Source organism: Nitrospirota bacterium (genome assembly GCA_016219645.1).
Classification (GTDB): domain Bacteria; phylum Nitrospirota; class Nitrospiria; order Nitrospirales; family Nitrospiraceae; genus Palsa-1315.
Window position 1 is genome coordinate 19319 of record JACRLR010000010.1, and the last position, 24502, is coordinate 43820.

Annotated in this window: 22 protein-coding genes; 18 read left to right on the top strand and 4 right to left on the bottom strand. The window is 55.1% G+C overall.

The window, feature by feature from the left end; genetic code table 11:
- Window positions 1-88 precede the first annotated feature (88 nt).
- The 4 genes from HZB34_02315 to gmd form a co-directional block, all read right to left on the bottom strand.
- A complete protein-coding gene (locus HZB34_02315; GenBank protein MBI5314787.1) occupies window positions 89-592 on the bottom strand; it encodes a tetratricopeptide repeat protein in 504 nt (167 codons plus the stop codon).
- A gap of 609 nt (window positions 593-1201) precedes the next feature.
- Window positions 1202-2161: a GDP-L-fucose synthase gene (locus HZB34_02320; protein MBI5314788.1), complete on the bottom strand. Its 960-nt coding sequence runs from the start codon at window positions 2159-2161 to the stop codon at window positions 1202-1204.
- A gap of 140 nt (window positions 2162-2301) precedes the next feature.
- On the bottom strand, window positions 2302-2619 hold the full coding sequence (locus HZB34_02325) for a four helix bundle protein (protein ID MBI5314789.1): 318 nt from the start codon (window positions 2617-2619) through the stop codon (window positions 2302-2304).
- A gap of 196 nt (window positions 2620-2815) precedes the next feature.
- The gene (gene gmd / locus HZB34_02330) at window positions 2816-3823 is read right to left on the bottom strand and encodes a GDP-mannose 4,6-dehydratase (protein MBI5314790.1); all 1008 of its coding nucleotides are present in this window, start codon (window positions 3821-3823) and stop codon (window positions 2816-2818) included.
- A 334-nt stretch (window positions 3824-4157) separates the two neighbouring features.
- Here gmd and HZB34_02335 point away from each other — a divergent pair, with 334 nt between their 5' ends.
- From HZB34_02335 to pstA, 18 genes are all read left to right on the top strand, one after another.
- Window positions 4158-5039, top strand: coding sequence for a hypothetical protein (locus HZB34_02335; GenBank protein MBI5314791.1), 882 nt, complete (start codon window positions 4158-4160; stop codon window positions 5037-5039).
- A gap of 286 nt (window positions 5040-5325) precedes the next feature.
- A complete protein-coding gene (gene gspE / locus HZB34_02340) occupies window positions 5326-7053 on the top strand; it encodes a type II secretion system ATPase GspE (GenBank protein ID MBI5314792.1) in 1728 nt (575 codons plus the stop codon).
- Window positions 7054-7170: 117 nt separating this feature from the next.
- The gene (gene gspF / locus HZB34_02345; GenBank protein MBI5314793.1) at window positions 7171-8409 is read left to right on the top strand and encodes a type II secretion system inner membrane protein GspF; all 1239 of its coding nucleotides are present in this window, start codon (window positions 7171-7173) and stop codon (window positions 8407-8409) included.
- A gap of 374 nt (window positions 8410-8783) precedes the next feature.
- Window positions 8784-9335 (top strand): type II secretion system major pseudopilin GspG, encoded by a 552-nt coding sequence (gspG, locus tag HZB34_02350; protein MBI5314794.1) that lies wholly within the window; start codon window positions 8784-8786, stop codon window positions 9333-9335.
- Window positions 9336-9502: 167 nt separating this feature from the next.
- On the top strand, window positions 9503-10012 hold the full coding sequence (locus HZB34_02355) for a hypothetical protein (protein MBI5314795.1): 510 nt from the start codon (window positions 9503-9505) through the stop codon (window positions 10010-10012).
- A gap of 46 nt (window positions 10013-10058) precedes the next feature.
- Entirely contained in the window at window positions 10059-10463 is a 405-nt protein-coding gene (locus HZB34_02360; GenBank protein MBI5314796.1) for a prepilin-type N-terminal cleavage/methylation domain-containing protein, read from the top strand.
- A gap of 251 nt (window positions 10464-10714) precedes the next feature.
- Window positions 10715-11356 carry a prepilin-type N-terminal cleavage/methylation domain-containing protein gene (locus HZB34_02365; GenBank protein ID MBI5314797.1) on the top strand — a complete coding sequence of 214 codons (642 nt, stop codon included), beginning with the start codon at window positions 10715-10717 and terminating at the stop codon, window positions 11354-11356.
- Complete coding sequence (gspN, locus tag HZB34_02370; protein ID MBI5314798.1) at window positions 11353-12258, top strand: type II secretion system protein GspN; 906 nt, start codon at window positions 11353-11355, stop codon at window positions 12256-12258. The genes HZB34_02365 and gspN overlap by 4 nt, the downstream gene beginning before the upstream one ends.
- A 127-nt stretch (window positions 12259-12385) precedes the next feature.
- Window positions 12386-13966, top strand: coding sequence for a pilus assembly protein PilM (gene pilM, locus HZB34_02375; GenBank protein MBI5314799.1), 1581 nt, complete (start codon window positions 12386-12388; stop codon window positions 13964-13966).
- The gene (locus HZB34_02380) at window positions 13963-14511 is read left to right on the top strand and encodes a type II secretion system protein M (protein MBI5314800.1); all 549 of its coding nucleotides are present in this window, start codon (window positions 13963-13965) and stop codon (window positions 14509-14511) included. Before pilM ends, HZB34_02380 begins: the two co-directional genes overlap by 4 nt.
- Complete coding sequence (gspK, locus tag HZB34_02385; protein MBI5314801.1) at window positions 14498-15445, top strand: type II secretion system minor pseudopilin GspK; 948 nt, start codon at window positions 14498-14500, stop codon at window positions 15443-15445. The genes HZB34_02380 and gspK overlap by 14 nt, the downstream gene beginning before the upstream one ends.
- 253 nt (window positions 15446-15698) lie before the next feature.
- Window positions 15699-16265, top strand: coding sequence for a Slp family lipoprotein (locus HZB34_02390; protein ID MBI5314802.1), 567 nt, complete (start codon window positions 15699-15701; stop codon window positions 16263-16265).
- A gap of 36 nt (window positions 16266-16301) precedes the next feature.
- Entirely contained in the window at window positions 16302-17795 is a 1494-nt protein-coding gene (locus tag HZB34_02395; protein ID MBI5314803.1) for a hypothetical protein, read from the top strand.
- Between the two features lie 131 nt (window positions 17796-17926).
- Complete coding sequence (locus HZB34_02400) at window positions 17927-18319, top strand: hypothetical protein (GenBank protein ID MBI5314804.1); 393 nt, start codon at window positions 17927-17929, stop codon at window positions 18317-18319.
- Window positions 18320-18386: 67 nt separating this feature from the next.
- Window positions 18387-19397: a hypothetical protein gene (locus HZB34_02405; GenBank protein MBI5314805.1), complete on the top strand. Its 1011-nt coding sequence runs from the start codon at window positions 18387-18389 to the stop codon at window positions 19395-19397.
- Between the two features lie 196 nt (window positions 19398-19593).
- A complete protein-coding gene (locus HZB34_02410) occupies window positions 19594-20589 on the top strand; it encodes a phosphate ABC transporter substrate-binding protein (GenBank protein MBI5314806.1) in 996 nt (331 codons plus the stop codon).
- A complete protein-coding gene (locus HZB34_02415) occupies window positions 20582-22867 on the top strand; it encodes an ABC transporter permease subunit (GenBank protein MBI5314807.1) in 2286 nt (761 codons plus the stop codon). The genes HZB34_02410 and HZB34_02415 overlap by 8 nt, the downstream gene beginning before the upstream one ends.
- A complete protein-coding gene (gene pstA / locus HZB34_02420; GenBank protein ID MBI5314808.1) occupies window positions 22867-24495 on the top strand; it encodes a phosphate ABC transporter permease PstA in 1629 nt (542 codons plus the stop codon). The genes HZB34_02415 and pstA overlap by 1 nt, the downstream gene beginning before the upstream one ends.
- Window positions 24496-24502: the final 7 nt, after the last annotated feature.

The following is a 24502-nucleotide window of genomic DNA, read 5'->3' on the forward strand; positions in this document are numbered from 1 at the left end:
TGAGGTTAAGGGGGAGACAAGAAGGCTGGAGGTATGAGGGTTGAGGTTCGAGGACTGCACTCTTCCCTGCTCAACCTCAACCTGAACCTCAACCTCTCTTTCTGGTGCTCAAGGACTCGATTCGCTGGGCGACATCCCGATATTCCGGGGCTTCGCGGCGGAGCCATCGGTAGGCCTCTAGCGCTTCAGGCATGCGCTCGAGGGATTCTAAAGTCCTTCCCAAAAGGTAGAGGATCTGGACTTGCTCTTTGGAGGTGGCAGAAGGGACGTGCAGGGCTTTACGAAAGGCTGCGACGGCGTCTTCCAGCTGGCCACTCTTCTTGAGGCACAGACCCATTTGGGCCAAACCCTTCAGCGCGAATGCGATATCCTGCGCGGCCTTCTCAAAATGTTCCGCTGCCTGTCTGAACAGACCGACATTCTTGAGCGTCGTGGCTCGTTCGTAGGATTCATGTGCATCAGGAATCTCGGTCGATGCTGCGGTATTGATGGTCAATTGCGGCGGTTCCGATAGGGGGGCAGGAACCATGACCCCCTCTCCTGAGGACAAGTCCGTTTCTTGCGTGAGGGACAATGCGTTGGTTTCATTCATGTTCTTAGTTCCGCTCGGCCATTAAATCATTGGCCTGCCGGTCGCAAATCTTGGACCATTCACGGTGCTGCTCAAACCCTTTAGGTTTCAAAGTCTTCGCGCATGCGAGCCTTGGGCCACGAGAGGGTAAAATGCGCGTGCTTGGGCAGGGCTGTGCAAAATTGGTGAGTAGTAAGTGGTCAGTGGCAAGTGGGGAGGAGAATGTTGGAGGTCTGAGGTTGGAGGCGGAATTTGGGAAGGTTGAGGTTAAGGTTGAGGTTGAGTGGGGAAGGGGGAGCTGTTGGAGGTTAGAGGTTGGAGGCTGGAAGAAAGGTTAAGGCCTGAAGAGAGGTTGAGGTTAAGGTTGAGGTTAAGTGAAGAAGAGCGTTGGAGGTTCGAGGGTGAAGGCCTGAGGAGGGTGAGGTTCCAGAGCACCACTAGTTAATATAAACTACTATCAATCAGTTAGGTTTAATCTAGTAATATATTTATACTTAGTAATTAAAGTTACATACTGTAAATGCAGCCATATTTATTAGTATCATAAACTTAGTGTATTAAATCCAATCGCGCCTCGCTTTTCCCGCCAGCCTCCTTCTCCGCTCAACCTCAATCTTAACTTTGACCTTTCTAAAAGTGGACTTCCCGCAGCGACTTGCGGTTGGCGTGGAACCACTGGATGGTTTTTTTGAGGCCTTCGCGCAGGGTGTGACGGGCTTGAAATCCGAACTGTTCTTTCGCCCGGCTGACATCCAGGCAGCGTCGCGGCTGCCCGTTGGGCTTGGTCGTATCCCATGAGATCTGTCCGGTAAAACCGGCTTCTGCCGCAATCATGGTGGCGAGATTGCGGATGGAGACTTCCTCTCCCGTTCCCAGGTTGACAGGCAGACTTCCTTCATACTGTTCGGCAGCGAGCAGGATGCCTTCCGCCGCGTCCTCCACATATAAAAACTCCCTTGTCGGAGACCCGTCCCCCCACAGGGTAAGCGTGGGGCTCTTTTCTTCTTGAGCCGTCACGCACTTGCGTATCAAGGCCGGGATGACGTGCGAGGTTTTCAGGTCGAAATTATCGCGAGGGCCATAGAGGTTGACCGGGAATAATACGATGGAATTGAACCCATACTGTTCGCGATAGGCCTGTGATTGAACCAGCATCATCTTCTTGGCGAGCCCATAGGGGGCATTGGTTTCTTCCGGGTACCCGTTCCAGATCTCGTCCTCTTTAAATGGAATTGGAGCAAACTTGGGATAGGCGCAGATGGTCCCCAAGGCCACGAACTTTTTGAGGCCACGTTGGCGGCCGACTTCGATGAGCTGGGTACCCATCATTAAATTGTCATAGAAAAACTTTCCCGGATTGGCCTGGTTTGCGCCGATCCCGCCGACTCTTGCTGCCAGATGGATGACCATATCGGGAGTGCGATCGCTATAGAGTTGCTTCACGGCCTCCATCTGTACGAGATCGTAGTCGTTGCTGCGTGGGACAAAGATCTCCCGGCAGCCTTTCGCGCGGAGCTGTTCCACGACGAACGATCCCAGGAAACCGGCTCCGCCGGTCACCACTACTCGTTGCGTACCCCAGAAGGTCATAAGACTAAGAAGGTTAAGGTTAAGGTTGAGGTTAAGGTTGAGTGGTCAGCATAAAGAAGGTTGAGCGATCAACATAATAAAGACTGAGGTTAAGGTTGAGTAGTCCTGCGAAGTGAACGAATCAATGAGTTTAGTTCTTTCTAGACTTCCTCGATCAACTCCATTGCAGGAACGCATTCACTCTGTTTAAAATATGCCACATTCTGTCCATAGATAAGATGATTTTTCGTTTCAGCTAATGAGCCGCGAGACGCGTAATAGAAATTCAGTTTGTCTTTTGTGTGTTGACGACCATATCCTTCGGCAAGATTGCCGGGAACCGAGAGGGCGGATCGTCTAATCTGTGACGTCAGCCCATAATCTTCCTTCCTCGGTAGACTCTCGGTCAGTGAAAATACCTCCTGAGCCAATTCCATGGCCTTTTGCCAAACCGGCATATCTTCAAATGATTGATACACGCGGTGCTCACCCCTCAATCTGATCGGAAGGTTAAGGTTGAGGTTAAGGTTGAGTGAAGAAAGTACCAAACCTTGTGTCCGGAACCTAAGGTCACTCAACCTCGACCTTAATCTTACCCTCTCTTTAAGGCCTTCCCCGCTCAACCTTCCCCTTAACCTTCCCCAACTCCCTCCCTGCTCAACCTTAACCTCAACCTCAACCTTTCTTGCGGGTTCCTTCCAGCTTCTCCCGCTCTGCTGCTAGGTCTGCGTCCACCATCATATAGGCGAGTTCCTGGAATCGTACCTTCGGCTCCCATCCCAGATCCCGTTTGGCTTTGCTCGCATCACCGATCAGGAGGTCTACCTCTGTCGGGCGATAGTACTTCGGATCGAGTTTGACATGTTTCTGCCAGTCCAGTTGAAGCCGACCGAAGGCCAGTTCCAGGAACTCCCGCACTGTGTGCGTCTCTCCAGTTGCAATCACATAATCTTCCGGCCTGGGGGCTTGCAGCATCATCCACATGGCTTCGATGTAGTCACCGGCAAAGCCCCAGTCGCGTTTGGCATCGAGGTTTCCCAGGAACAGATCCTGTTGGACACCCAGCTTGATGCGGGCTGCGGCTTTCGTGATCTTGCGCGTCACGAAGGTTTCGCCGCGCCGGGGCGATTCATGGTTGAAGAGAATGCCGTTGCAGGCGAAGAGGTCGTAGGCTTCCCGATAATTGACCGTGATCCAGTAGGAATAGACCTTGGCTGCTCCATAGGGGCTGCGGGGATAAAATGGCGTGGTCTCACGCTGCGGGATCTCTTGCACCTTGCCGAACATCTCGCTGGACGATGCCTGATAAAACTTCGGCTTCAAGCCTGACTCCCGGATGGCTTCCAGAAGCCGGATGGTTCCGAGTCCGGTAATCTCGCCGGTATACTCGGGAATATCGAAACTCACCCGCACGTGGCTCTGTGCTCCCAGGTTGTAAATTTCATCAGGCTGGATGGTCCGGATGATGCGGTTCAGTGAACTCGCGTCGTTGAGGTCGCCATATACCAGGTTGAGCCGGCGATGCGGCACATGCGGATCTTCATAAATGGGATCGATCCGTCCCGTATTGAACGAACTCGACCGGCGAATAATGCCGTAGACCTCATAGCCCTTCCCGAGGAGAAACTCCGCCAGATAGGATCCATCCTGCCCTGTAATGCCGCTGATCAGCGCTTTTTTCACAAGAACCCCTCTCGATACTGTGTTGGAAGTGGCTGAAGTATGTCTCGATTACGCGCGGTTGTCTAGCTCCTTTTGGGAAGGTTAAGGTTGAGGCTAAGGTTGAGCGGGGAGGCGGGAAGAGCGGTTAAGGTTGAGCGGGGAGGAAGACGAGAAGGGATGTTGAGGCAATTGTCCGAACTTTACCATAAGCCTTGACCTCAACCTTCCGGCTCGCTTTCTCAACCTTAACCTTAGCCTCAACCTTCTGATATCCTTCTCCCCCTCTTTAGTTGCACTTGCGCCTGACATTCGGCACACACTAGAATGCCCTGCCTGATGAGAGGAGTGTTCGACGTTGGGCTCGAAGATTATGGATGTGCGTCGAGGGGTTATACTCGCCTATATCATTTGCGGCACGTTTCTCGTGGCCCACATCATCAACGCAGTGATTGCGGAGGCCTTGTCTGTACCGGGTGGGCTGGTACGCCTCTCCCCTGCTCCCCACAGCGAGGCTGAGGTCAAGGTCTCAGTTCCTGCGATGGTTGAGCAGATTCGGACAAGCGGAATCTTTCCCCTTCCAGCCGATCCCCTCAATGTGAACAGCGATGGAGTCGATGCGCCCCCACCCCGTGCGCCGCTGAATCTGGCGTCGAAATTCACGCTCCTGGGCGTCGTGGTCGGCGATCGTGGAGGGGTCGCTGTCATTGTTGAAGAAATTCCGAGTAAACGCCAGCTATTTTTCCGGTTGCATGATCAGATCCCGGACGTCGGTGAGATCAGCGAAATACGCAAGGATGGGATGCTCGTTCGTCAGGGCGCCCAAGAAGAGTTCCTTGCGCTTGCCGCCTCCCTGATCGAAAAACCTCCGGCTCCGCCGGCCATACCGGAAAAAGCCGCAGTTCCCCCGCCGAAGAGTCCACTGCGTACCGTGCTTGATCGGAGAGAAGTCGACCAAGCGATGGGCGATATGTCGAAGTTGTTGACCCAGGCGAGGGCCGTGCCTTTTCTGGTGAATGGCGCAATAACCGGCTTCCGCTTGGACTACATCGCGCCCTCCAGCTTTTATGAAAAAATCGGTTTGAAGTATGGAGATGTCCTCCAGCAGGTCAATGGAGTAGAGATTCGCGACCCGGGGACGATGCTCTCCCTTTTCCAGCAGCTTCGAAGCGAGAAGACCGTAAAACTTGACATCCTGCGGAACAACCAGCGAACCGCGATGACGTTCGACATACGGTGAGGCGTACCGGAAGGTTGAGGTTGAGGTTAAGGTTAAGTGGGTCTTTTCCGATCCTTGACCGAATGTGAGTCCCTCTTCTCGCCTCCCTGCTCAACCTTAACCTTCCGATTCCCCTCCCCCTGAACCTTAACCTTAACCTCAACCTTAACCTTTTCCCGGATGGGCTTCGTGCCTTGTCATGGGATCGGGTAGAGAGTATTCTTCTAGGGTTGTGGGCCTGGATCTTGCTCCACGGGGAATCGACTTTCCAAGGGAATGATTTTTGTAGGATTTTAGGTATTCGACCATGAGCGAGGAACATTCCGGTCGGCCCCTGCTCGGTGCGATCCTTGAGAACAAATTCGGCTTGACCGAAGCCAAATTGATTGAGGCGATCAATATTCAAGAGATCAAGGGGGGACGTCTCGGTGAGATCTTGATCCGGCTCAGGGCGATTACCGAAGATCAGCTCCTCCAGGCCCTGGCCATTCAGTTCGAGCTGACCTGGCTCCCGGATCTTGATGTGATCCAGGTCGATCACGAATGGGTCAAGAAGGTTCCGATCCATTTCGCCCGCCGCTATCACGTGCTGCCACTCAAGACAGAGGACGGTTGCGTGCTCGTCGCGACGATCGATCCTATGGAAACAGCCGCGCTGGACGACCTCCGGCTGTTGCTCGGACTTCCGATCAAACCGGTGCTCACGAGCAGCCTCTCGCTCTTCGCCTGCCTGAATCGCGTCTACGACGAAGCAGTGAGCCCTGCCGGGGCCGAGCAGGTGATGGAGGATATGGCGGCGAATGAGAGCCTGGACCAAATTGCTCATGAGTTGGATGAACCCCAAGACCTCCTCGACGCTACCGACGAAGCCCCCATCATCCGGTTGGTCAACTCGGTGCTCTTCCAAGCGGTGAGGCAGCGGGCAAGCGACATTCACTTCGAATCGTTCGAACGAGGGTTGGTTGTTCGGTATCGCATCGATGGCGTGCTCTATCCGGTTCTCACTCCCCCCAAACACCTGCAGGCCAGTATTATCGCGCGGTTGAAGATTATGGCGAGTCTCAATATCGCCGAGAAACGATTGCCGCAGGATGGCCGCTTTCGAATCAGGACGGCGGGGAAGGACGTGGACCTGCGTGTCTCGGTGCTGCCGACCTCACATGGCGAACGGGTGGTCCTGCGTCTGTTGGAGAAAGAGAACCGTTTGCTGAATCTGTCGGAGATGGGTTTTTCGCAGGAACGGTTGGGGATCATCCAGCAACTGATACAGTTATCGCATGGCATCATCCTTGTCACCGGGCCCACCGGGAGCGGGAAGACGACGACGCTCTATGCGGCCTTGACGCACATCAATGCGCCGGACAAGAACATCATTACCGTCGAAGACCCGGTGGAATATCAGTTGGTGGGCGTGGGCCAGATGCAGGTCAATCCCAAGATCAACCTGACGTTTGCGGCAGGACTGCGGTCGATTCTCAGGCAAGATCCCGATGTCATCATGATCGGCGAAATCCGCGATCGTGAAACCGCGGAAATCGCTATTCATGCTTCGCTCACGGGACATTTGGTCTTTTCCACACTCCATACCAACGATGCGGCGAGCGCGGCCACCAGATTGATCGACATGGGTATCGAACCGTTTCTGGTCGCCTCTTCAGTTGTGGCAGTCCTCGCACAACGATTGCTGCGGCAGCTCTGTTCGGACTGCAAGCAACCCTATCACCCGGACGACGAAGAACTGGTCAAGCTGGGTATTGTTCCGCCCAGGGTGCGCCCCACCTTCTATCGGGGAGTCGGGTGCCCGGCCTGTTCGCAAACCGGCTATCGAGGACGAACCGGTATTTTTGAACTTCTCGTGTTAGACGATGAGATTCGCCGCCTGATCGGCAGTAAGGCGGACGCGACGTCGATCCGTCAAGCGGCGATGGCGAAGGGGATGGTGACATTGAAAGACGAAGGGGCGGAGAAGGTCTTTCACGGAGTGACAACCACCGAGGAGTTGATGCGGATTACGCAGCAGGAAGTGGAAATCTAGGAGGAAAGGTTAAGGTTAAGGTTGAGGTTAAGCTTGAGATGAAGAGATGAATTTCCTCAAAATCTTTGCTCAACCTTAACCTCAACCTCAACCTTCTCAGTACCGTCTGCTAAACATATGCCTGTCTACCACTATAAAGGGTATCGGAACGACGGCGGGGCGGCGACCGGCATCATCGATGCCGAAAGTCCGAAGATTGCGCGCGTCAAATTGCGGAAGGTCGGCGTGTTTCCCACCGACATGGTGGAGCAGGGCTCTGCCGCGGCCGGTTCGACAGCGAGAATTTCCGGCAGACCCTCTGCCGGGATCGGCCGCTCCCCTGCCCTGAGTACGAACGACGTGGCGATGATGACCAGACAGTTGGCAACCTTGCTGGTCGCAGGTCTGCCGCTGGTCGATGCGATCGGGGTCATGGTGGATCAAACCGAGAAGAAGTCCGTAAAGAGTCTGATGGCTGATATCCGTGAAAAAATCCGTGGCGGTGCGTCCTATAGTTCCGTGCTGGAGACCTATCCGCGCGAGTTCTCCCAGATCTATGTGCATATGGTCCGGGCCGGCGAAGCCAGCGGGGCGTTGGATCAGATCTTATTCCGCCTCGCGGAGTTTCTGGAAAAGCAGTTGGCCCTCAAACACAAAGTAACCAACGCCGTGCTCTATCCCGCGCTGATGATGATCGTCGGGGTCTCGGTGCTGTTTTTTCTGATGACCTTTGTCGTCCCGAAAATCACCGCGGTTTTTATAAGTTTGAAGCAGGCCCTTCCCTGGCCTACCGTCGTGCTGATGAGCGTCAGCCATTTTCTTGCAGACTATTGGGCGGTGATCCTCGCGGGGGTGGGGCTGATCGTATGGGCGGTGCGGCGGGCCATGAAGACGGAGGCCGGCCAGCTCACAGCCGACCGATGGCTGTTGAAGGTTCCGCTCATCGGCGAGGTCAGCCGGATGGTCGCGATCTCGCGCCTCGCGAGCACGCTCGCCACCATGTTGGCGAGCGGTGTGCAGTTGTTGGATGCGATGGATGTCGCAAAACGCGTGATGAACAATCGAGTGCTGGAACAAGCGGTGGAGGGAGCCAGACAGAATATTCGCGAAGGAGAAACGATTGCCGAACCGTTGAAGCGCAGTGGAGAATTCCCCGCCCTGGTGACCCACATGATTGCGGTCGGTGAGAAGAGCGGTGAGATGGAGGAGATGTTGCGCCGGATCGGAAACATTTTCGATGGAGAAGTGGACCGGGTCATTACGCGGTTCACATCCCTGTTGGAACCGATCATGATTCTGGTGATGGGAGTCCTGGTGTTTTTTATCGTGGTGGCCATTCTGCTGCCGATCTTTGAGATGGGGCAGATGGTTGGGTGATGGGAGTGGCGGAGACCAGGTGCCCTTCTTGCTCGCGGAACGCGCACGATAGGAATGTGCTCGTTCGACGCGCGCAGTAAAGGGCAACCTTGGCCTCCGCCCCTCCCCTCCTAATGAGCGGTGGAGGGGGAAGAGTGTTGGAGGTTAGAGGTTGGAGGCAAAAAGAGAGGTTGAGGCTGAGGTTACGGGGGAGAGACGAAGCCTTGAGGTTGGAGGCGGGAAGAAGGAAGAATGTCGGAGTGGTGAGGTTTGAGGCGAATGGTTTGAGGTCTGCATTTTCCGGAACGCCTCCAACCTCTAACTTCCAACCTCAAACATTCTTCCTCGCTTAACCTTAGCCTCAACCTTAACCCTATGCTAACTGGAGGTGTTCGATGAGCGATAGAGAGCTGGTTGAGAATGCGCAGTTGCTTTTGGATAAGGAGCGCAGGTTTCTGAATTCCCACCACTCACCACTCACCACTCACTACTTACGCAATGTTCGTGGATTTACGTTCATCGAGATTATGGTCGTGGTGGCCATTCTCGCGATCCTTGCCGCCCTGGTCATCCCTCGCATCATGGGGCGAACAGACGATGCCAAGCGGACAGCGGCTAAAGTTCAAATCCGGAATATCGAAGGGGCCTTGCAGCTCTACAAGCTGGATAACGGTGTCTATCCTTCGACTGAACAGGGGTTGAAAGCCCTCGTCGAAAAACCTTCTGTCGGAGTGATCCCGAAGAAGTGGAAGCTCGGAGGATATCTGCCGAAACTTCCGGAGGATCCTTGGCAGAATCCGTATAAGTATGTGAGCCCCAGTCAGAAACGCACCCCTGCTGGCACGCCTCTCGGGGAGTACGAAATCATGTCTCTGGGAACCGATGGCGAAGTCGGCGGCGAAGGAATCAATGCCGATATCACGAACTTAAATCTGGATAAAGACTAGCTAATGAACGTGAGGCGTAAGGCGTGAGGGGTGAGGCGCGCGAGGACCGGGGGTCCGAAGTTCGAGGTTCTTGGAACTTCGTTTCACGCCTTACGCCTCACGCCTCACGCCTCACCCCTTACCCCTTACGAGCTTCGGCAGGTTTCACCATCATCGAAATCATCATTGTGCTCTTTTTGCTCGTCGGGTTGCTGGGCATCGTTCTGCCCCGCATTTCACTGGAGGAGACTCTTGGCTCAGTCGGCCGGAAAATGGTCGGGAATGTGCGGTCGCTTCAACACCTGGCCATGTCGACTCAGAAGACGGTCCACCTCTATGTCGACATCGATCGCGGCATCTATTGGTCGATGATTCTGGAGGGGAACCAGGAAAAAGTTCCGGGCGACCCTGCCTGGCTCACACCCTTGACACTCCCGGACACGATTCGCATTTCCGATATCCTCGTCAGCCAGGGAAAAAAGGAATCCGGCCGGGTCGATGTCTTTTTCTATCCCACTGGACGAATCGATACGGCGACGATGCATTTGAGAAATGATCGCAATGAAATTCTGGCCATTGCCATCGAGCCTGTCACAGGAGCGATCCGCATGAGTGATGAACGGATCGAGCCCCCCAAATTCCTCGTCATTCCCGACCGTGTGAGGGCCTTGCTCAAGACGCCGGCGCCTGGTGTGTAATCCCGTCAACGCATAGAATGCTGTGTCACCTCGAGCGGTGTTTCCTATGGACAATGAACGCGGCTTTACATTAATGGAAGTCTTGATCGCGCTCTCCATTCTTGCGCTGGCGTTGCCGATCCTGTTGGGACTTCGCAATTTTGACCTTGACCTCCATGCAAGAGCCAAGGAACTCACGACTGCCACGATCCTCGCGCAGGAAAAGTTGGCCGAGACGGAACTGGGCGCGGTCCTTCCTGTCGGAGAAACACGTGGCGAGTTTCTGCCGACGCCGCTGGGATCGCTACCGACAGCCGCGATCACCAACCGCCCTGCGAATTATCGATGGAAGCGCATTGTCTCCCCCACGCCGTTGCAGATGGTGCGGGAAGTGAAGGTTCAAGTCATTTGGCCGAGAGGTGCAACGGAAGAGATGGTCGAGGTGAGTACCTATGTCTTCTCAACGAACTAGCAGGAAGAGGGCAGCCTGGTCGTCCTCCTGCTCGCGGAACGCGCACGATCAGAATGTGCTCGTTCGACGCGCGCAATCGAGGATCGACCAGGCCACCCTTGAAGGGTAATAGCGTTGGAGGTCTGAGGGTGGAGGGTGGAGGCGGCCTGAAGAAAGGCTGAGGTTGAGGTTGAGTGGTGGGGAAGGAGAAGTGCGGTTGGAGGCGATTTGGGAAGGGAAATGGGAAGGTTGAGGTTGAGGCTCAGGTTGAAATGAAGAAAGTCAGATCTTTGCTCAACCTTGACCTTAACCTCAGCCTGCACTCTCAGGGCGGGTTCACCCTGATCGAGGTTCTCCTGGCGGTCTCTCTGGTCGCCTTGATGGCGACCTTGGTTTTCGGGTCGCTCTATGTCACCACGAGCGCCATCGATGTGGCGCGAGCGAATTCCGCCAATGAACAGATTGTCCGCAGCACCATGCGTGTCATGATCGATGAATTGTCGGTCGCCAAGGAATCCCCTGCAGGCCGTTGGATGGGAGTCAACGGCCTGTTCGACGGTCAGCCTGCCGACTCTGTCGCGTTTCTCACGGTGGGCCAGTTTCGAGGGTCTGACTCGGCGAAGGACAGCGAACTGGTTCGTATCGTCTACACCAGAGAAGGCGACCTCCTGCTTCGATTCGTGCGCAAGAATCTCTACGGTCTCACGGATGAATCTATCGAGCGGGTGGAGTTGGCCCGCAAGGTCAAAGGATTCAATGTGCGCTATTACGACGGCAAGGCCAATCTGTGGGTGGATGAGTGGAATGGCGCTGTGCGCGGCGTCCCTAAAGCGCTGTTGCTTGAGCTGATGCTGCAACAAGAGAACGAGGAGCTTCAGACCATACGCCAGTGGGTGACGGTGGGGGCGCCATGATAAGCTGGCCGCTTGCCCTGCCTGAAACCCTGAAAGTGAAGGGTCCCCTCGCCTGGGGGATGGTATCGCTGGCCTGTTTTATCGTATTTCTATTCCTGACCTTTCCCTATGGCCCGCTGCAGAGCCGCCTGCTGGCTGAACTCAACCGGTCCAGTGGGTGGGAGATTCGAGCCTCCGATTGGTCGATGGGTTTTCCTGTCGCCATTGAATGGCATGATGTCGTCCTTACGGGACCGACGACGGTCGGGGCGATTTCACTTGAAGCCTTCCGGACAACGGTGGGAGTGGTACAGGCATTCTTGGGACGACTGGTGTTAGACTACGCCGTCCAGCTTCCCGGTGCGGGACAATCAGGATCTGGAAGAGCCACCGGGTCTCTGATATCGGATTCGTGGTCGTTACAGGGTTCTGTTGCGGTCAATGGCCACCTCCAGCAGATTGATCTTGCGACGGTCCTGAAGCCCTATGTGACCAGGGGCCTGGTTCAGGGAGATTTTTCGCATCGCTGGGACAGCGCCCAAGGCGGCAACGCTGCCCTCAAGGGGGAAGGAACCGTGAAGCTTGAAATCAAGGATCTCGAAGTCGAACGGATCCCTGCCGGCGCCACCTCGATTCCCGCTCTTACGTTTGGCCGTATCCAGGCTACCGTGGCCTGCCGCGATGCAGCCTGTGATGTGACGGAATTGAAGGGGGACGGAGTCGATGGATCGTTTACGGCTCAGGGACGTCTGATGCTGCGGCAACCGCTGCAACAGAGCCTCCTGGATCTGACGGTTACCGTGGTTCCCGGCGCCGGGTTTGCCCAAAAGGCAGCGAGCCTCTCATTGCCCCCGTTCCAGCCAGGAAATCCTGTGACGTTCAAGCTGGTGGGACCGATTATGAGTGCGAGAGTGGCGCTCTAAGATGGTTTGTTTGGTTTATTTGGTTTGTCTGGTTGGTTTGGTTGAAGAAGACCGGTCCATGAACAAAAAAGTCTTATCAACTAAACAAACCAAATAAACCAAACAAACCAGATAAACGAGGAGTCGGATGTCGATAACTGCTGAATGTGTCGGGCTCGATATCGGACAAACGGCCATGAAGGCTGTCCGGTTTCGCCGGCGTCTGACAGGGCGTGAATCGGTGGAATACTTCCACCAGTCCGTTCCCTATGGGCGTCGGGAACAGACGGATCCGGCGCATCGAGCAGCCATGCTCCGAACTTTCCTCTGGCAGCATGGTTTATATAGTAGTGGGGATATTGTCACCGCACTCCCCTGCCAGGATGTGTTTGTCAGGACCCTCTCTTTCCCCTTTCGCGATGCCACCAAGTTGGCCCAGGTTGTCCCATTTGAAATGGAAAATCTGATTCCCATGCCTTTGGAGGACGTCACGGTCGGCAGTCTGTTGCTGCCGGCACGTGAAGCGCCAGAAGGCGCAGACAAAACCAAGGGCGCTGAAGTCCTTGTCACGGCTGCGCCTAAAGAAAAACTTGCGGAGCATCTGCGGTTCATGGCTTCCGCTGATCTGAGCCCCTCTGCGATCACCATTGACGGCATGGCTCTGTTTTCTGTCAGCCAATTTCTGAAAGAGGAAGGGGCCCAGGTTCCCGGCGATATGGCCATCATCGATGTCGGCGCCTCGAAGACCACCCTCTGCCTGGTGCAAGAAGGTCGTCCCGTGCTGTTGCGGACCGTGCTGTGGGGCGGCAATCATCTGACCCATGCGCTCGCCGTCCGCTATGCCTGCAACTTCGCTGAAGCGGAACGGCGGAAGCGCACCATTGCCGTACAGGAGGTCGATACCTGGCTCGATCCGGTCATCAAAGAGTTACGCGTCTCCCTCCATGCCTATGAAGGAACCATCCATCAACGGTTGACTCACTGTTGGGTATCGGGCGGCGGCTCTAAACTGCGGGAGCTGAGCGGGTATATGGCGCAACAACTCGGTCTACTCCCGGTCGGACCGCGCCAAGGTTTCGGGTCGAACTGTCCCAAGGCATTTTCCATCGCGTTCGGATTGGCCATCCATCCGAATATCGTCCGGCCCCGCTGGAAGCCGAGGCGGGCGGGATCAAGTCTCGCCCTGGACTTCAAAACCGGTGTCGACATCGAACCGGGGGCGGGAACGATCACCAAGCAGGACCGCCGATTGGCTCTGTGGGGAGGGATCGTGCTGGCTCTTCTGGCGTTGACGGATCTTTCCCTTCGCGTCATCCTGAAAGATTCGACGGTCAAGAATCTCAAGCGAGAGATTCAGGCGCAATATGAGCAGACATTCGGTCCGGGCGCCTCGCCGGGGGAAGAGGTGGATCAAGCCAGATATCGAGTATCACAGGTGGAGAAGGGACTCTCAGTCGTCGACGGCACGAGATACAACGTTCTTGCCGGCCTTGCGGAATTGTCGAAGCAGGTGCCGCGGGGCGTCCCGTTAAAAATACGAGAGCTGACCATCGACGGGACGAGTATCCATCTGGAGGGGGAAACGACGACCTTCGATGCGGTCGAAAAGATCAAGCAGGCCTTCGAGGCAGATGACACCTTCCAGGACGTGTCCATCAGTGATACCCGCGTCGGAGCCCAGCCGAACCAGGTCGTGTTCCGGCTCACCTATACGGTGCAACGGCCATGATACAGATGCTGAAAGAACGATGGCAGCAGTTCTCACAACGCGAACGCATCATCGTGGCTGCGGGCGGCGCCATCGTCGCAGCAGCGCTGATCTTCCTGCTGATCATTGACCCCCTCATGGAAACGATCGACAAACTCGATCGACAGGCGCGACGAAAAGCGAAAGACAGCCAGGAACTGGCGCTCATCGCACAGGAATACGTGGTCAAGCAATCCCGTATCGCCAAACTCGAAGAGCGCATGCCGGTCCCCCCGGCCCAGTTTTCGCTGCTGGCCTTCATGGAGGAAGCGACCACGACGGCCCAGATCCGCGATCGCATCGTCGGCATGCAGCCACAGGCCCCTGTCGTCGTCCAGGGCTATCAGGAGACTTCGGTCGATCTTCGACTTGATGGAGTGTCGCTGCCCCAACTTCTGGCGCTGCTGGTGGCTATTGAAAGGGCCCCTTACGACGTTCAGGTGCATCATCTGCAGATGAAACCGAAATACGATAATCCGGTCAATCTCGACGCTACGCTGAGAATCGTGACCTATGCCAAGGTCTGATGAACGGGGTATTGCCCTTCTGCTCACCCTCCTGGTGCTGACCATTCTGGTCGCGCTGATTCTCGAGTTTGATGCAGAGGCGAGGCGGGAATACCGGGACGCCGCTGCCTTCCGCGACAATTTCAAAGCCACGGTCCTCGCCCGTGCGTCGGTGCAGGCAGCCCGTGGCGTGTTACAACAAGATCTGCTGAAGGACAAGCAGGCGAACCAGTTCTTCGACGCCCCGACCGACATCTGGGCCCTTCCCATCGCAAATTACACCATCGGCGACGGCCTGCTGAACGCGAAGATCGAAGATGAACAAGGCAAACTGAACCTGAACGACCTGGCAGTCAATGACACAGCCGATGCTAAGGCGAAAAAAGTGCTCCGGTTCAAGCGGCTGTTCGAGCTCCTGCAAATTAATCCGGATCTGGTCGACGCCATAGTCGATTGGGTGGATAAGGATGACGCACAGGAACCTTCCGGCGCAGAGAGTCTTCACTACCAGGCGCTCCGCCCTCCCTACAGGGCGGCGAATGCCCCATTAGAATCGCTCTTAGAATTACGCCTGATCAAGGGAATGACTCCGGCGATCCTCGATAAACTGTCGAAGGTCGTGACGGTCTATCCGATACAAGGAGGCGAGACCCCGATCAATATCAACACCGCCGACCCCTTCGTGATTCAAGCCCTCAACAGTGGCATTACACCGAGCATGGCTGCAGCCATCGTTCAGGCCCGCCCTTTCAAGCAGGATAAGGTCGAATTGGATCGTGTGAGTAGCTTTGAAGAGATCGGGAAACAAATCCGGCCGCTCTACGACATCAAGAGCAGAGTGTTCCTGGCCCGCATGACCGTGCGTGTCAACGAAGTAACCAGGAATGCCACAGTGGTGCTCGAACGCGATCCCAACAAGGGAACAAGCTCGGTGTTGTACTACAGGGTGCTCTGAAGAAGGTTGTAAATCGGTTTATTTGGTTCATTTGGTTGCCCTAGTGACGTCCCTCCGGGCCTACGCCCTCTGCAAGCAGACCCCACTGTAATCAGTTTACAGACTGTTAATAATTTAACGCACCGTTAACACTCCGGTATCAGGCCCATAACATTCCAGACCTATATTCCCACTGTGTCCTGGTCTGCGGATCTAATCCGTGGCTGGTTCGAACTGAGTCAATCATTGTCTTCAATAATATGGAGTTAGCCCAATGAAACGTACTTATTCCATCACCCTCACGGGTTTTCTGTGCGCTGTGCTATCCGGGTGCGCTCCTAACGCGCCGTTTCCGCCGGAAGTCATGGAGAAGGTCTCTCCGACCTTTCAGTTTGAGGCGTGGCGTGACGCTGGTCCTACGAACGAGTCGGGAAAATCCGATGCCGGGATCAAAGTCATGCTGGGAGGCCGGATTGTCCAAGCTACCAAGAACGGCAAGGGCATGGTGATTGTCGCGGAGCAACTTCCGATCGTCAACAATCCCGTGTATGGCCCCACGGAAGATGTCAAGAGAACCGGCGACCATGAATTCGCATTTCTCTATGAGGGAGGGCTTGAACCGCTGGATTTGATGAAAGGCAACCGGTTCATTGTTGTGGGAACGACTACGAGCAGACGGCCGGTCCTGTTGAACGGAATACCCAAAACCGAGCCCTTCATCATCGCGGACTGTATCCATATATGGCAGACAGGCGGAGCCGAAATCGCCGAATTTAAAGAAGATGCCGGTGGAGGCTATTCACCCCTTCCGGAAAAGACCCATTGCGTCACGAAGAAGTAAATGGACGAGGAAGAACGTCATGATGGAGGTATTCGAATGACACGACTGTGGTTCGTCACTATCGCTTGTGTGATCAGCCTTGGGTTGATTGCCCAGGCCGAACTTGCTCACGCAGCCCTTGAGGATCTTCTCTATGAGAAGGGACAGATCACCAAAGAAGAATGGCTCAAACTCCAGGCCGACCGTGAGAAAGCAGGACCGGGAGTACAAGGGGCACAGGCGCCTAGTTCCGCCACGCTAGGACCAGATCCCGTCACAAATCTCGATTCGCGGCTAGGCATGATCGAGGAGTGGAAAGCCAAGATCGAACGGCTTCCATCGCTAAGCGGCAAGTTTAACATCGGATTGAACGCCCTGCAGTTTCTCTACACGCACCAGGACGCCCATGTCGCCGAAGGCAAAAGCCAAGACAACCTCTCAGTCCGACGGTCCGAGGTGCTCATGTACGGAAAAATCAATGAATACATCCCGAAATGGCACACCCTGTTGGAAATGCAGAGTAATAACCTGAGCACCAGTACACCGGGCTGTTCGGCGGGCGCAAACTGTAGCACAGCCGCACCAGGGTCTGCGGCTGCAAGCACGATGTTTCGTGAAGCCTATATCGATTTCAGACCGATGCCCAGCATCGCTCCCAACCTCAACGTCATCCGGATGGGTGTGTTCCGTATGCCTTTCGGCATTTTCACCGAACAATCCGGTGGTCTCCGTGATGTCATCAGTTCACCTTACCTCAACTCGGTCGGCAGCGGCACCGTCCAGCGTAACGGATCCGGGAATAGCACCGTCGGTACGATCGACTTCATTCAAGAACGCGACTATTTCGTCGATGTCAGAGGCACCCTCTTCCACAAGTTGGACTACGTGGTCGGGATCATGAACAACAATAACTACCAGGCGAACGCCACGGGAGCGAACGGCCCCAAAGTCGGCTACGGGCGGGTGCGGTTTCTAGTCACGGACATTTCGTTTATCAGTTTTACGATGATGGCGGGAGAAAGCAATAATACCAACACCGAAATCAACGGGCGTGGGAAGGGCGAGTTTGACCGGTACGGGATCGATGCCCGCTATACCTCTCGTTACCTTCCTGGATTGATGGTGCAGGGCGAGTGGTGGCAAGGCCATGACGGAGCCAACCAGACGACTGTCGGCACCCCGGCTCAAGGAGCCTGTTTAAACGTGGTGCAGTGCGGCGGAAACGGATCCCCCGGTGTTCAACGGCGGACATGGTATGTCCTCGGGAAGTATTTTATTTCTGATGGGCCTCTCCAGAATTTTGAGCCGGTGGTGATGTATGAACAGTTCGACCCCAGCACCTCGATGAGCAACGATCTGTATACGCGCACCATCGTGGGGTTCAACTACTACTTCGAGAATCTCCCACCCAAGATCCAAAGTAAGATCTCGATCAATTACGAGTTTCGTCACCACCAGGGGATAGGCCCGGGTAATACGAACTACAATAGCGAGACTGATGCCTTCGCGCAAAACGTCTTTTTGGCGCAATTCCAGGTCCGGTACCAATAACGAGGTGTGAATCGGCCAAGACTGAAGAGGAAAATGGAGGCCTGAGAGGTGGCAGGCAACATTAGAGGTGATTATAATGTATTATCTTCGGTCACATGTAGTAAGGACCGCACCTCTGACCATTCCCTTGTATGAGAGAAGACCATTATCCGCGAAAAGACAGATTGCGATTGCATTGTTCTGAACCCCAGGATGTTGCTTCGGGGAAGCAACTCGTCATACTGGTTCTGTTGTTACTGACTCTCGCAAACTGTGCACCGACCGCTGAGCTGGTCAATGAAACAGCATCGGGAGGGACAGTGCTCTACACCTATGTGGAGGAACAGGATGTGCTGACCTCGCCGGAGCGAAGAGATGCGCTTCGCCTCCTTTCTGAAAAATGCCCGGCCGGTTACCGTATATCTCGTGAAGGGGAAGTGCCGAGAGTCGACCAAGCGGTTGATCGAGCCTGGATGGGGCAGCTATCCCGGGATGGACAGGTGTCCCGGGACAGGCGCTGGGCGATCCTATTCACGTGTAAATAGGCCCTGCCCTTCCGACATTGAAACGCGACTCACCAACTATGCCCCTGGTCTCACAAAGGTAACAAGTATGCGACGGCCTGCCCATACACCTCTTGCTTGTGCCATCTCGTGGCTTACGAAGCAAGCTGGTCTTGTACAGAGCGAATGTTCCAAGGTTGGACTCCTGTTCGGCATACCGTGCCTGCTGTTGCTGACAGCTTGCGGGGCAACCAGCCAGGAGCGTCTGCTCTATCAGGCGTCGGGCATTCAAGTCGGTATCGTGACTGACTTATCAACAAATGAACATGCCACGCCCCCGGTCAAGAACAAGCACCCGGTCGCTCTCACTCCGCAAGAGATTCGCTCGCTTCTCGGGGCGCTTGAAGTCTCCGGGTGGAGTGGGGCTATCGTCGGGTTGTTCAGTGCCCCTCAGCCAAAGGCGCTGTTCACCTGGGCAGAACTTGTCGAGTTGACTCAGCCTCTTGTCGCAGCGTTCCATGAGGTCACCCCGCGAGAACGGGTCTTCTTTTCACTCCAAAATCCAACTGCGCCCTATGATACCGACCGGACGTCCGGGAGCTTATTTTTTCGAGACGATTACCTGCATGTGGTGCTCACGGATCACTACGGTTTTTTACAGGCTGACCCGGGAGGGGGGGAGGCGCGAGATCCGCGCGATACCAAAGGCATGAAATTATGGGTAGTCGCACCAGCCCAGGCCGCCACGGTCCCTGAACAAAAGGAGCCGTACTGGAATGCGTTTGAAAAGATCCATATCTCGCTCAACCCACGAGAAGTTCTGGCAGGCCAGAGGCTGCCACAAGCGGGAGAGGGCTCCTCTCCCACCCCGGTGACAATGCCTGCAGGAGGACAGCCGGCATTAAAAAGCGACAGCCCGACAACAAACACGACAGAGTCCGTGAAGGACCTTCGTCTGCAAATCCGGGAACTCAACAAGGCCAATCTCGACCTGAGATCGCAACTGAAAGAACAATCAGTCATCATGGAGAAGCTCCAAGCCGAATTCGAGGAGCTGCGCAACGAGAAGAAAACGGGAACTCCCAAGCCATCTGCAGCGCCGAAGCCTTCTCGTAAATGAATCTTCCGGTAAAATTAACCGTCCTGTAATACCCCTGTCATCCCGCCTTAATCGATTCGGCATATCCTTGGGCGTTCTTTCGCACTTGGAACCATGAAAGAGCTGAAATTCGTGGAGAGTTAACACGTCTGTAACATCAATGTTACGTGCTGTTAACGCACAGTAATCATCCTTCTGGATAATGAAAGGAGTGTCAATGAAACAATCAACTGTGTGGCCGGGTCTTTGGTGTTGCCTCGTCCTTCTCTGCGCCCTCGTTTTTCCGGTCCCGTCGGCATTCGCTGATGAGGCAATTACGCTCGACCCAGCCTTGAAAGCCTACGTCAAAGTCAGCGGAGTATCCGGCAATGTCAACAGTATCGGCTCGGATACGCTTAACAATCTCATGACGCTCTGGGCTGAAGGGTTTCGCAAGCAATATCCCAACGTGAAGATTCAGATCGAAGGCAAGGGCTCGAGCACGGCGCCTCCGGCCTTAATCGAAGGTACGGCGCAGCTTGGACCGATGTCCCGCGCGATGAAAAACACCGAGATCGATGCGTTCGAAAGAAAATTCAGATACAAACCCACGGCCTTCCCGGTCGCCATTGACGCTCTGGCTGTCTATGTCAACAAGGACAACTCTGTCAAGGGACTCACGATGGCACAAGTCGATGCAATTTTTTCCAAGAGTCGCCGCTGGGGTCACAATGAGAACATTCAGGTGTGGAAACAGGCAGGTTCGGCTGACGGCTTGGGCGACAGCCCCATCAGTATCTATGGACGGAACTCGGCGTCCGGCACCTATGGGTTTTTCAAGGAGCATGCCCTCAAGAACGGAGATTTTAAGGATGAAGTCAAGGAACAGCCAGGGTCAGCCTCCGTGGTCCAAAGTGTGAGCGAAGACCAAGCCGGCATCGGGTACAGCGGCATCGGGTACCTCACATCAAACGTGCGCGCCGTTCCCCTGGCGGAGAAAGATGGCATGCCCTATAAAGAGGCGTCCCAACAAAACGCAGACGAGGGGTCCTATCCGCTCTGGCGCCATCTCTATCTCTATATCAACAAGGTGCCTGATAAACCGCTGGATCCGATCGTCAAAGAATTCATCAAGTTTATCTATAGTAAAGAAGGTCAAAAAGTTGTGATCAAAGACGGGTTTTTCCCGCTGAAGGCCGAGATGATCGAAAAGGAAATCAAGCGGCTTGACTAGCGAATCCCAGTCCGCCCCGGGCGCTTCTCCTACTGCGGGGGTGTATGGGCATACACCCCCGCACAGCATCGCACAACCTTCACACAGTCTGACGTGGCGCCGCATCTTCGACCGGCTGGCGCAAGCCGTCATCACCATGGGCGGGATCGGCGTCATTCTGAGCATTATCGGTATTTTTGTATTTTTGGTGAAAGAAGTGACTCCCTTGTTTTTCGCTGCGCAAGGGGATCAGACCGGTCAGGTTGCAGGGGCTCCTCCAGTAGAAACACTGCCTCAATCCAGTCTGGTCGGAATGGATGAGCATCAGGAGTTGATCTATCAACTCATTGGAGGGTCCGACCGCCAGATTCGCTTCTTTGATGCACGTTCCGGTACGCCCCTCCCCTATGACCTGCCCTCTGAGCTAGCCAAGATTCACATTACCTCCATTGCGCGTGCAGTCGGGACCGGTGATCGGTTTGCCTTCGGCACGGATGATGGCAGACTCATTCCCGTGATGCTCGAATTCACAGCCGGATTTGGAGAAACACGCCGGATCGTTCCTACGATTACCCTCGGCTCTCCGGTTCAATTGACGCCCGCCACAGAGCACATTATCCGGTTGGCCTATCAGCCGACGGAGCGAGGGACCCTTACGGCTGCCCTGACGGATCGGGGAAGCCTGTGGTACAGCGCCTCGCCATTCGACCATGCTCCAGTTGCATTGACCAGCCACGGCTCTGAGCCTGTGACGGCCTTAATCTTTGACAGCCGTGGCGAAACACTCGTGGTTGGGACAGCCGGCGGGAACCTTTATTCGTACGATGTGCGGGAGGGCGGCCAGCCAAGTTTAGCGGAGACCCTATCCGTCGCTCCGTCCGGCGCTTCAGTCACAGCCCTGTCCTACTTGATTGGAGATCGTTCCCTGGTCATCGGCAACAGCGCCGGAGGCGTCTCAGTCTGGATGCCGGTGCGTCAGGATCAAGAAAGTGCCATCACGCGTATTCGCCCGATTCATCACTTCGATACCCATCCTGCTTCTGTCACCGGAATCTCTCCGTCGCTTCGCGACAAGGGATTTATCACCGGCGATGCGCAGGGAAACCTGTTTGTCCACTACTCCACCTCCGCACAGACCCTGCTGAAGCTGTCAGGGAATGATCGGGCGATTCGCACCCTGACTTTTTCTCCCAAAGCCGATGGAGCCGTGGCCCTCACAGACCGGGGGGGATTGATCACCTACACGATCCATAATCCCCATCCTGAAACGACAATCGCAACTCTCTTCACGCCGGTCTGGTATGAAGGGTACGAGAGACCGGAACATGTGTGGCAATCTTCCAGCGGCGCCGACGACTTCGAAGCGAAGTTCGGCTTTCTTCCCCTGATCTATGGCACGCTGAAAGGGACTTTCTATGCCATGCTCGTCGCGGTGCCGCTGGCCCTCTTGGGCGCGATCTATACCGCGATGTTCATGCACCCCGATCTTCGAGCCAAGATCAAACCGACCATCGAGATTATGGCGGCGCTCCCGACCGTCATCCTGGGTTTCCTGGCCGGCTTGTGGCTGGCGCCATTGCTCGAACGGATATTTCCGGCCTTGATTGCCATGATAGTGGTTGTGCCGGCAAGCGTCGCCATCACAGCGACGCTTTGGCAATATCTCCCGGCGACAATTATTCGCCGCCTGCGTCCCGGGATGGAATCGTTCATCCTGATTCCAGTCATCATCGGCATAGTTTGGATCTGTCTAGGATTCAATCAGCCGATCGAGTCGTTTCTGTTCGGAACTGATTATAAAACCTGGTTCACCACCCATTGGGGGCTGCGATACGACCAGCGAAATGCTCTTGTCGTGGGGTTTGCGATGGGTTTCGCCATCGTGCCTATTATCTTCAGTATTTCTGAAGAAGCCCTGTCGAACGTCCCACGACATTTGATCGCCGGGTCTCTTGCGCTCGGGGCCACCCGCTGGCAGACCCTCGTGAAGCTCGTGCTGATCTCGGCAAGTCCGGGAATTTTTTCTGCGATCATGATCGGCTTCGGCCGGGCCATCGGGGAAACCATGATCGTTCTCATGGCAACGGGGAACACCCCCATCATGGACTGGAGCCTCTTCAACGGCTTCCGCACCTTATCGGCCAATATTGCCGTGGAAATTCCGGAAGCCCCTTATGGAGGCACGCTCTATCGCCTCCTATTCCTTGCAGCTGTGCTCTTATTTGTCTTTACGTTTCTGATCAATACGGTTGCGGAACTCGTCAGGCAACGGTTGCGGACAAAATATAGTCAATACTGATGCGTACCCTCTTCAAAAGATTTTTCGCCTCAGGCAGTGTCTTCATCTGGGGATGCGCCGCCGGCGTCTCTGTCTCCCTGCTCATGGTCTTCGGGCTGTTGCTGCTCATCATCATCAACGGACTGGGATACTTCTGGACTTCGAACGTCGTCGATCTCACCTTAAAGGGCGGCCAGCATGTCATGGGCCAACTGGCTGGGCGGGAAGTCATCCCTCGCTCGGTCACACCGAACCACCCGGAAGGGAAAGGCCGCCTCAGGGTGAAGATCGGAAATCGTGATTTATACGGGCTCGATTTCAAATGGGTCAATGACGAGCAGATCGTCTCACAGGCCTATCCGGCAGATGCCGTCTTATTAGAACGGCGCGAATGGGGCAACATGTATGCCCGGATCAAGGCTATCTATAAAGGAGAAACGCTTCAGACAGAAGGAAATGAAGAGGCGTGGGTCGCGTTAGCCCCGCTGCTCAGCACCACGAACGATCTCCATACACAGATCTCACGGATTGAAACCATTGATATTGGGGCTATTAACGCAGAGATCGAGCAGGGGCGGTTGAAGATTCGAGCCTTCGAAATGGGAAGGGAACAAAGGCCGATCAATAACCTCAAAGCAGAAGTCGCTGCAGCTGAATCTCGTTACCAGGCAAAAACCATGGAGCTGGAGGCGTTGCGCACCCAATTCGACGAATACTCTGTCGTCATGGTGGATGCGAACGGACAAGAGAAACAGATCCCGCTTGGACAGATCATTCGCGCCCTGCGGCCGAACGAGATGGGCCTCTTCCAGAAAAGCTGGATCTACCTCACGAATGCGTGGTCTGTCCTCAGTACCGAGCCTAGAGAATCCAATACTGAAGGCGGCATTTTTCCCGCCATTTTCGGAACCGTGATGATGGTCATCATCATGAGCTTCGTCGTGGCCCCCTTCGGCGTGCTTGCTGCGCTCTATCTGCGGGAATATGCCAAACAAGGCACCCTGGTTCGTCTTGTACGAATCGCCGTCAACAACCTTGCCGGTGTGCCGTCGATTGTATTCGGTGTATTCGGATTGGGCTTTTTCATCTATGCCATAGGTGGAACCCTCGACCAGCTCTTCTTTCCTGAGCGGCTTCCGACTCCCACCTTCGGCACCGGCGGCATTCTCTGGGCGTCATTGACGTTGGCCTTATTGACGGTGCCGGTGGTCATCGTCGCCACAGAAGAGGGGTTAGCCGCTGTGCCCAGAGAGTTTCGTGAAGGATCGTTGGCTCTTGGCGCAACGAAGTTGGAAACCATGCTCAAAGTCGTGATACCCTCTGCCCTGCCCGGCATTCTGACCGGATTGATTTTGGCGATGGCCCGCGCAGCCGGTGAGGTTGCGCCGCTGATGCTGACAGGGGTCGTGAAGCTCGCCCCCTCGCTGCCCCTGGACGGTTCCTGGCCGTTCTTCCACTTGGACCGGAAGTTTATGCATTTGGGATTTCATATTTACGACGTGGGCTTTCAATCTCCCAATGTAGAAGCAGCGAAGCCGATGGTTTACATCACAACCCTGGTGTTGATCACTGTCGTCGTTCTGTTAAATTTTACCGCAATAGTCCTCCGTAACCACCTCCGCAAGAAATATGCGGGTTCCGTGTTATAGAGGAACT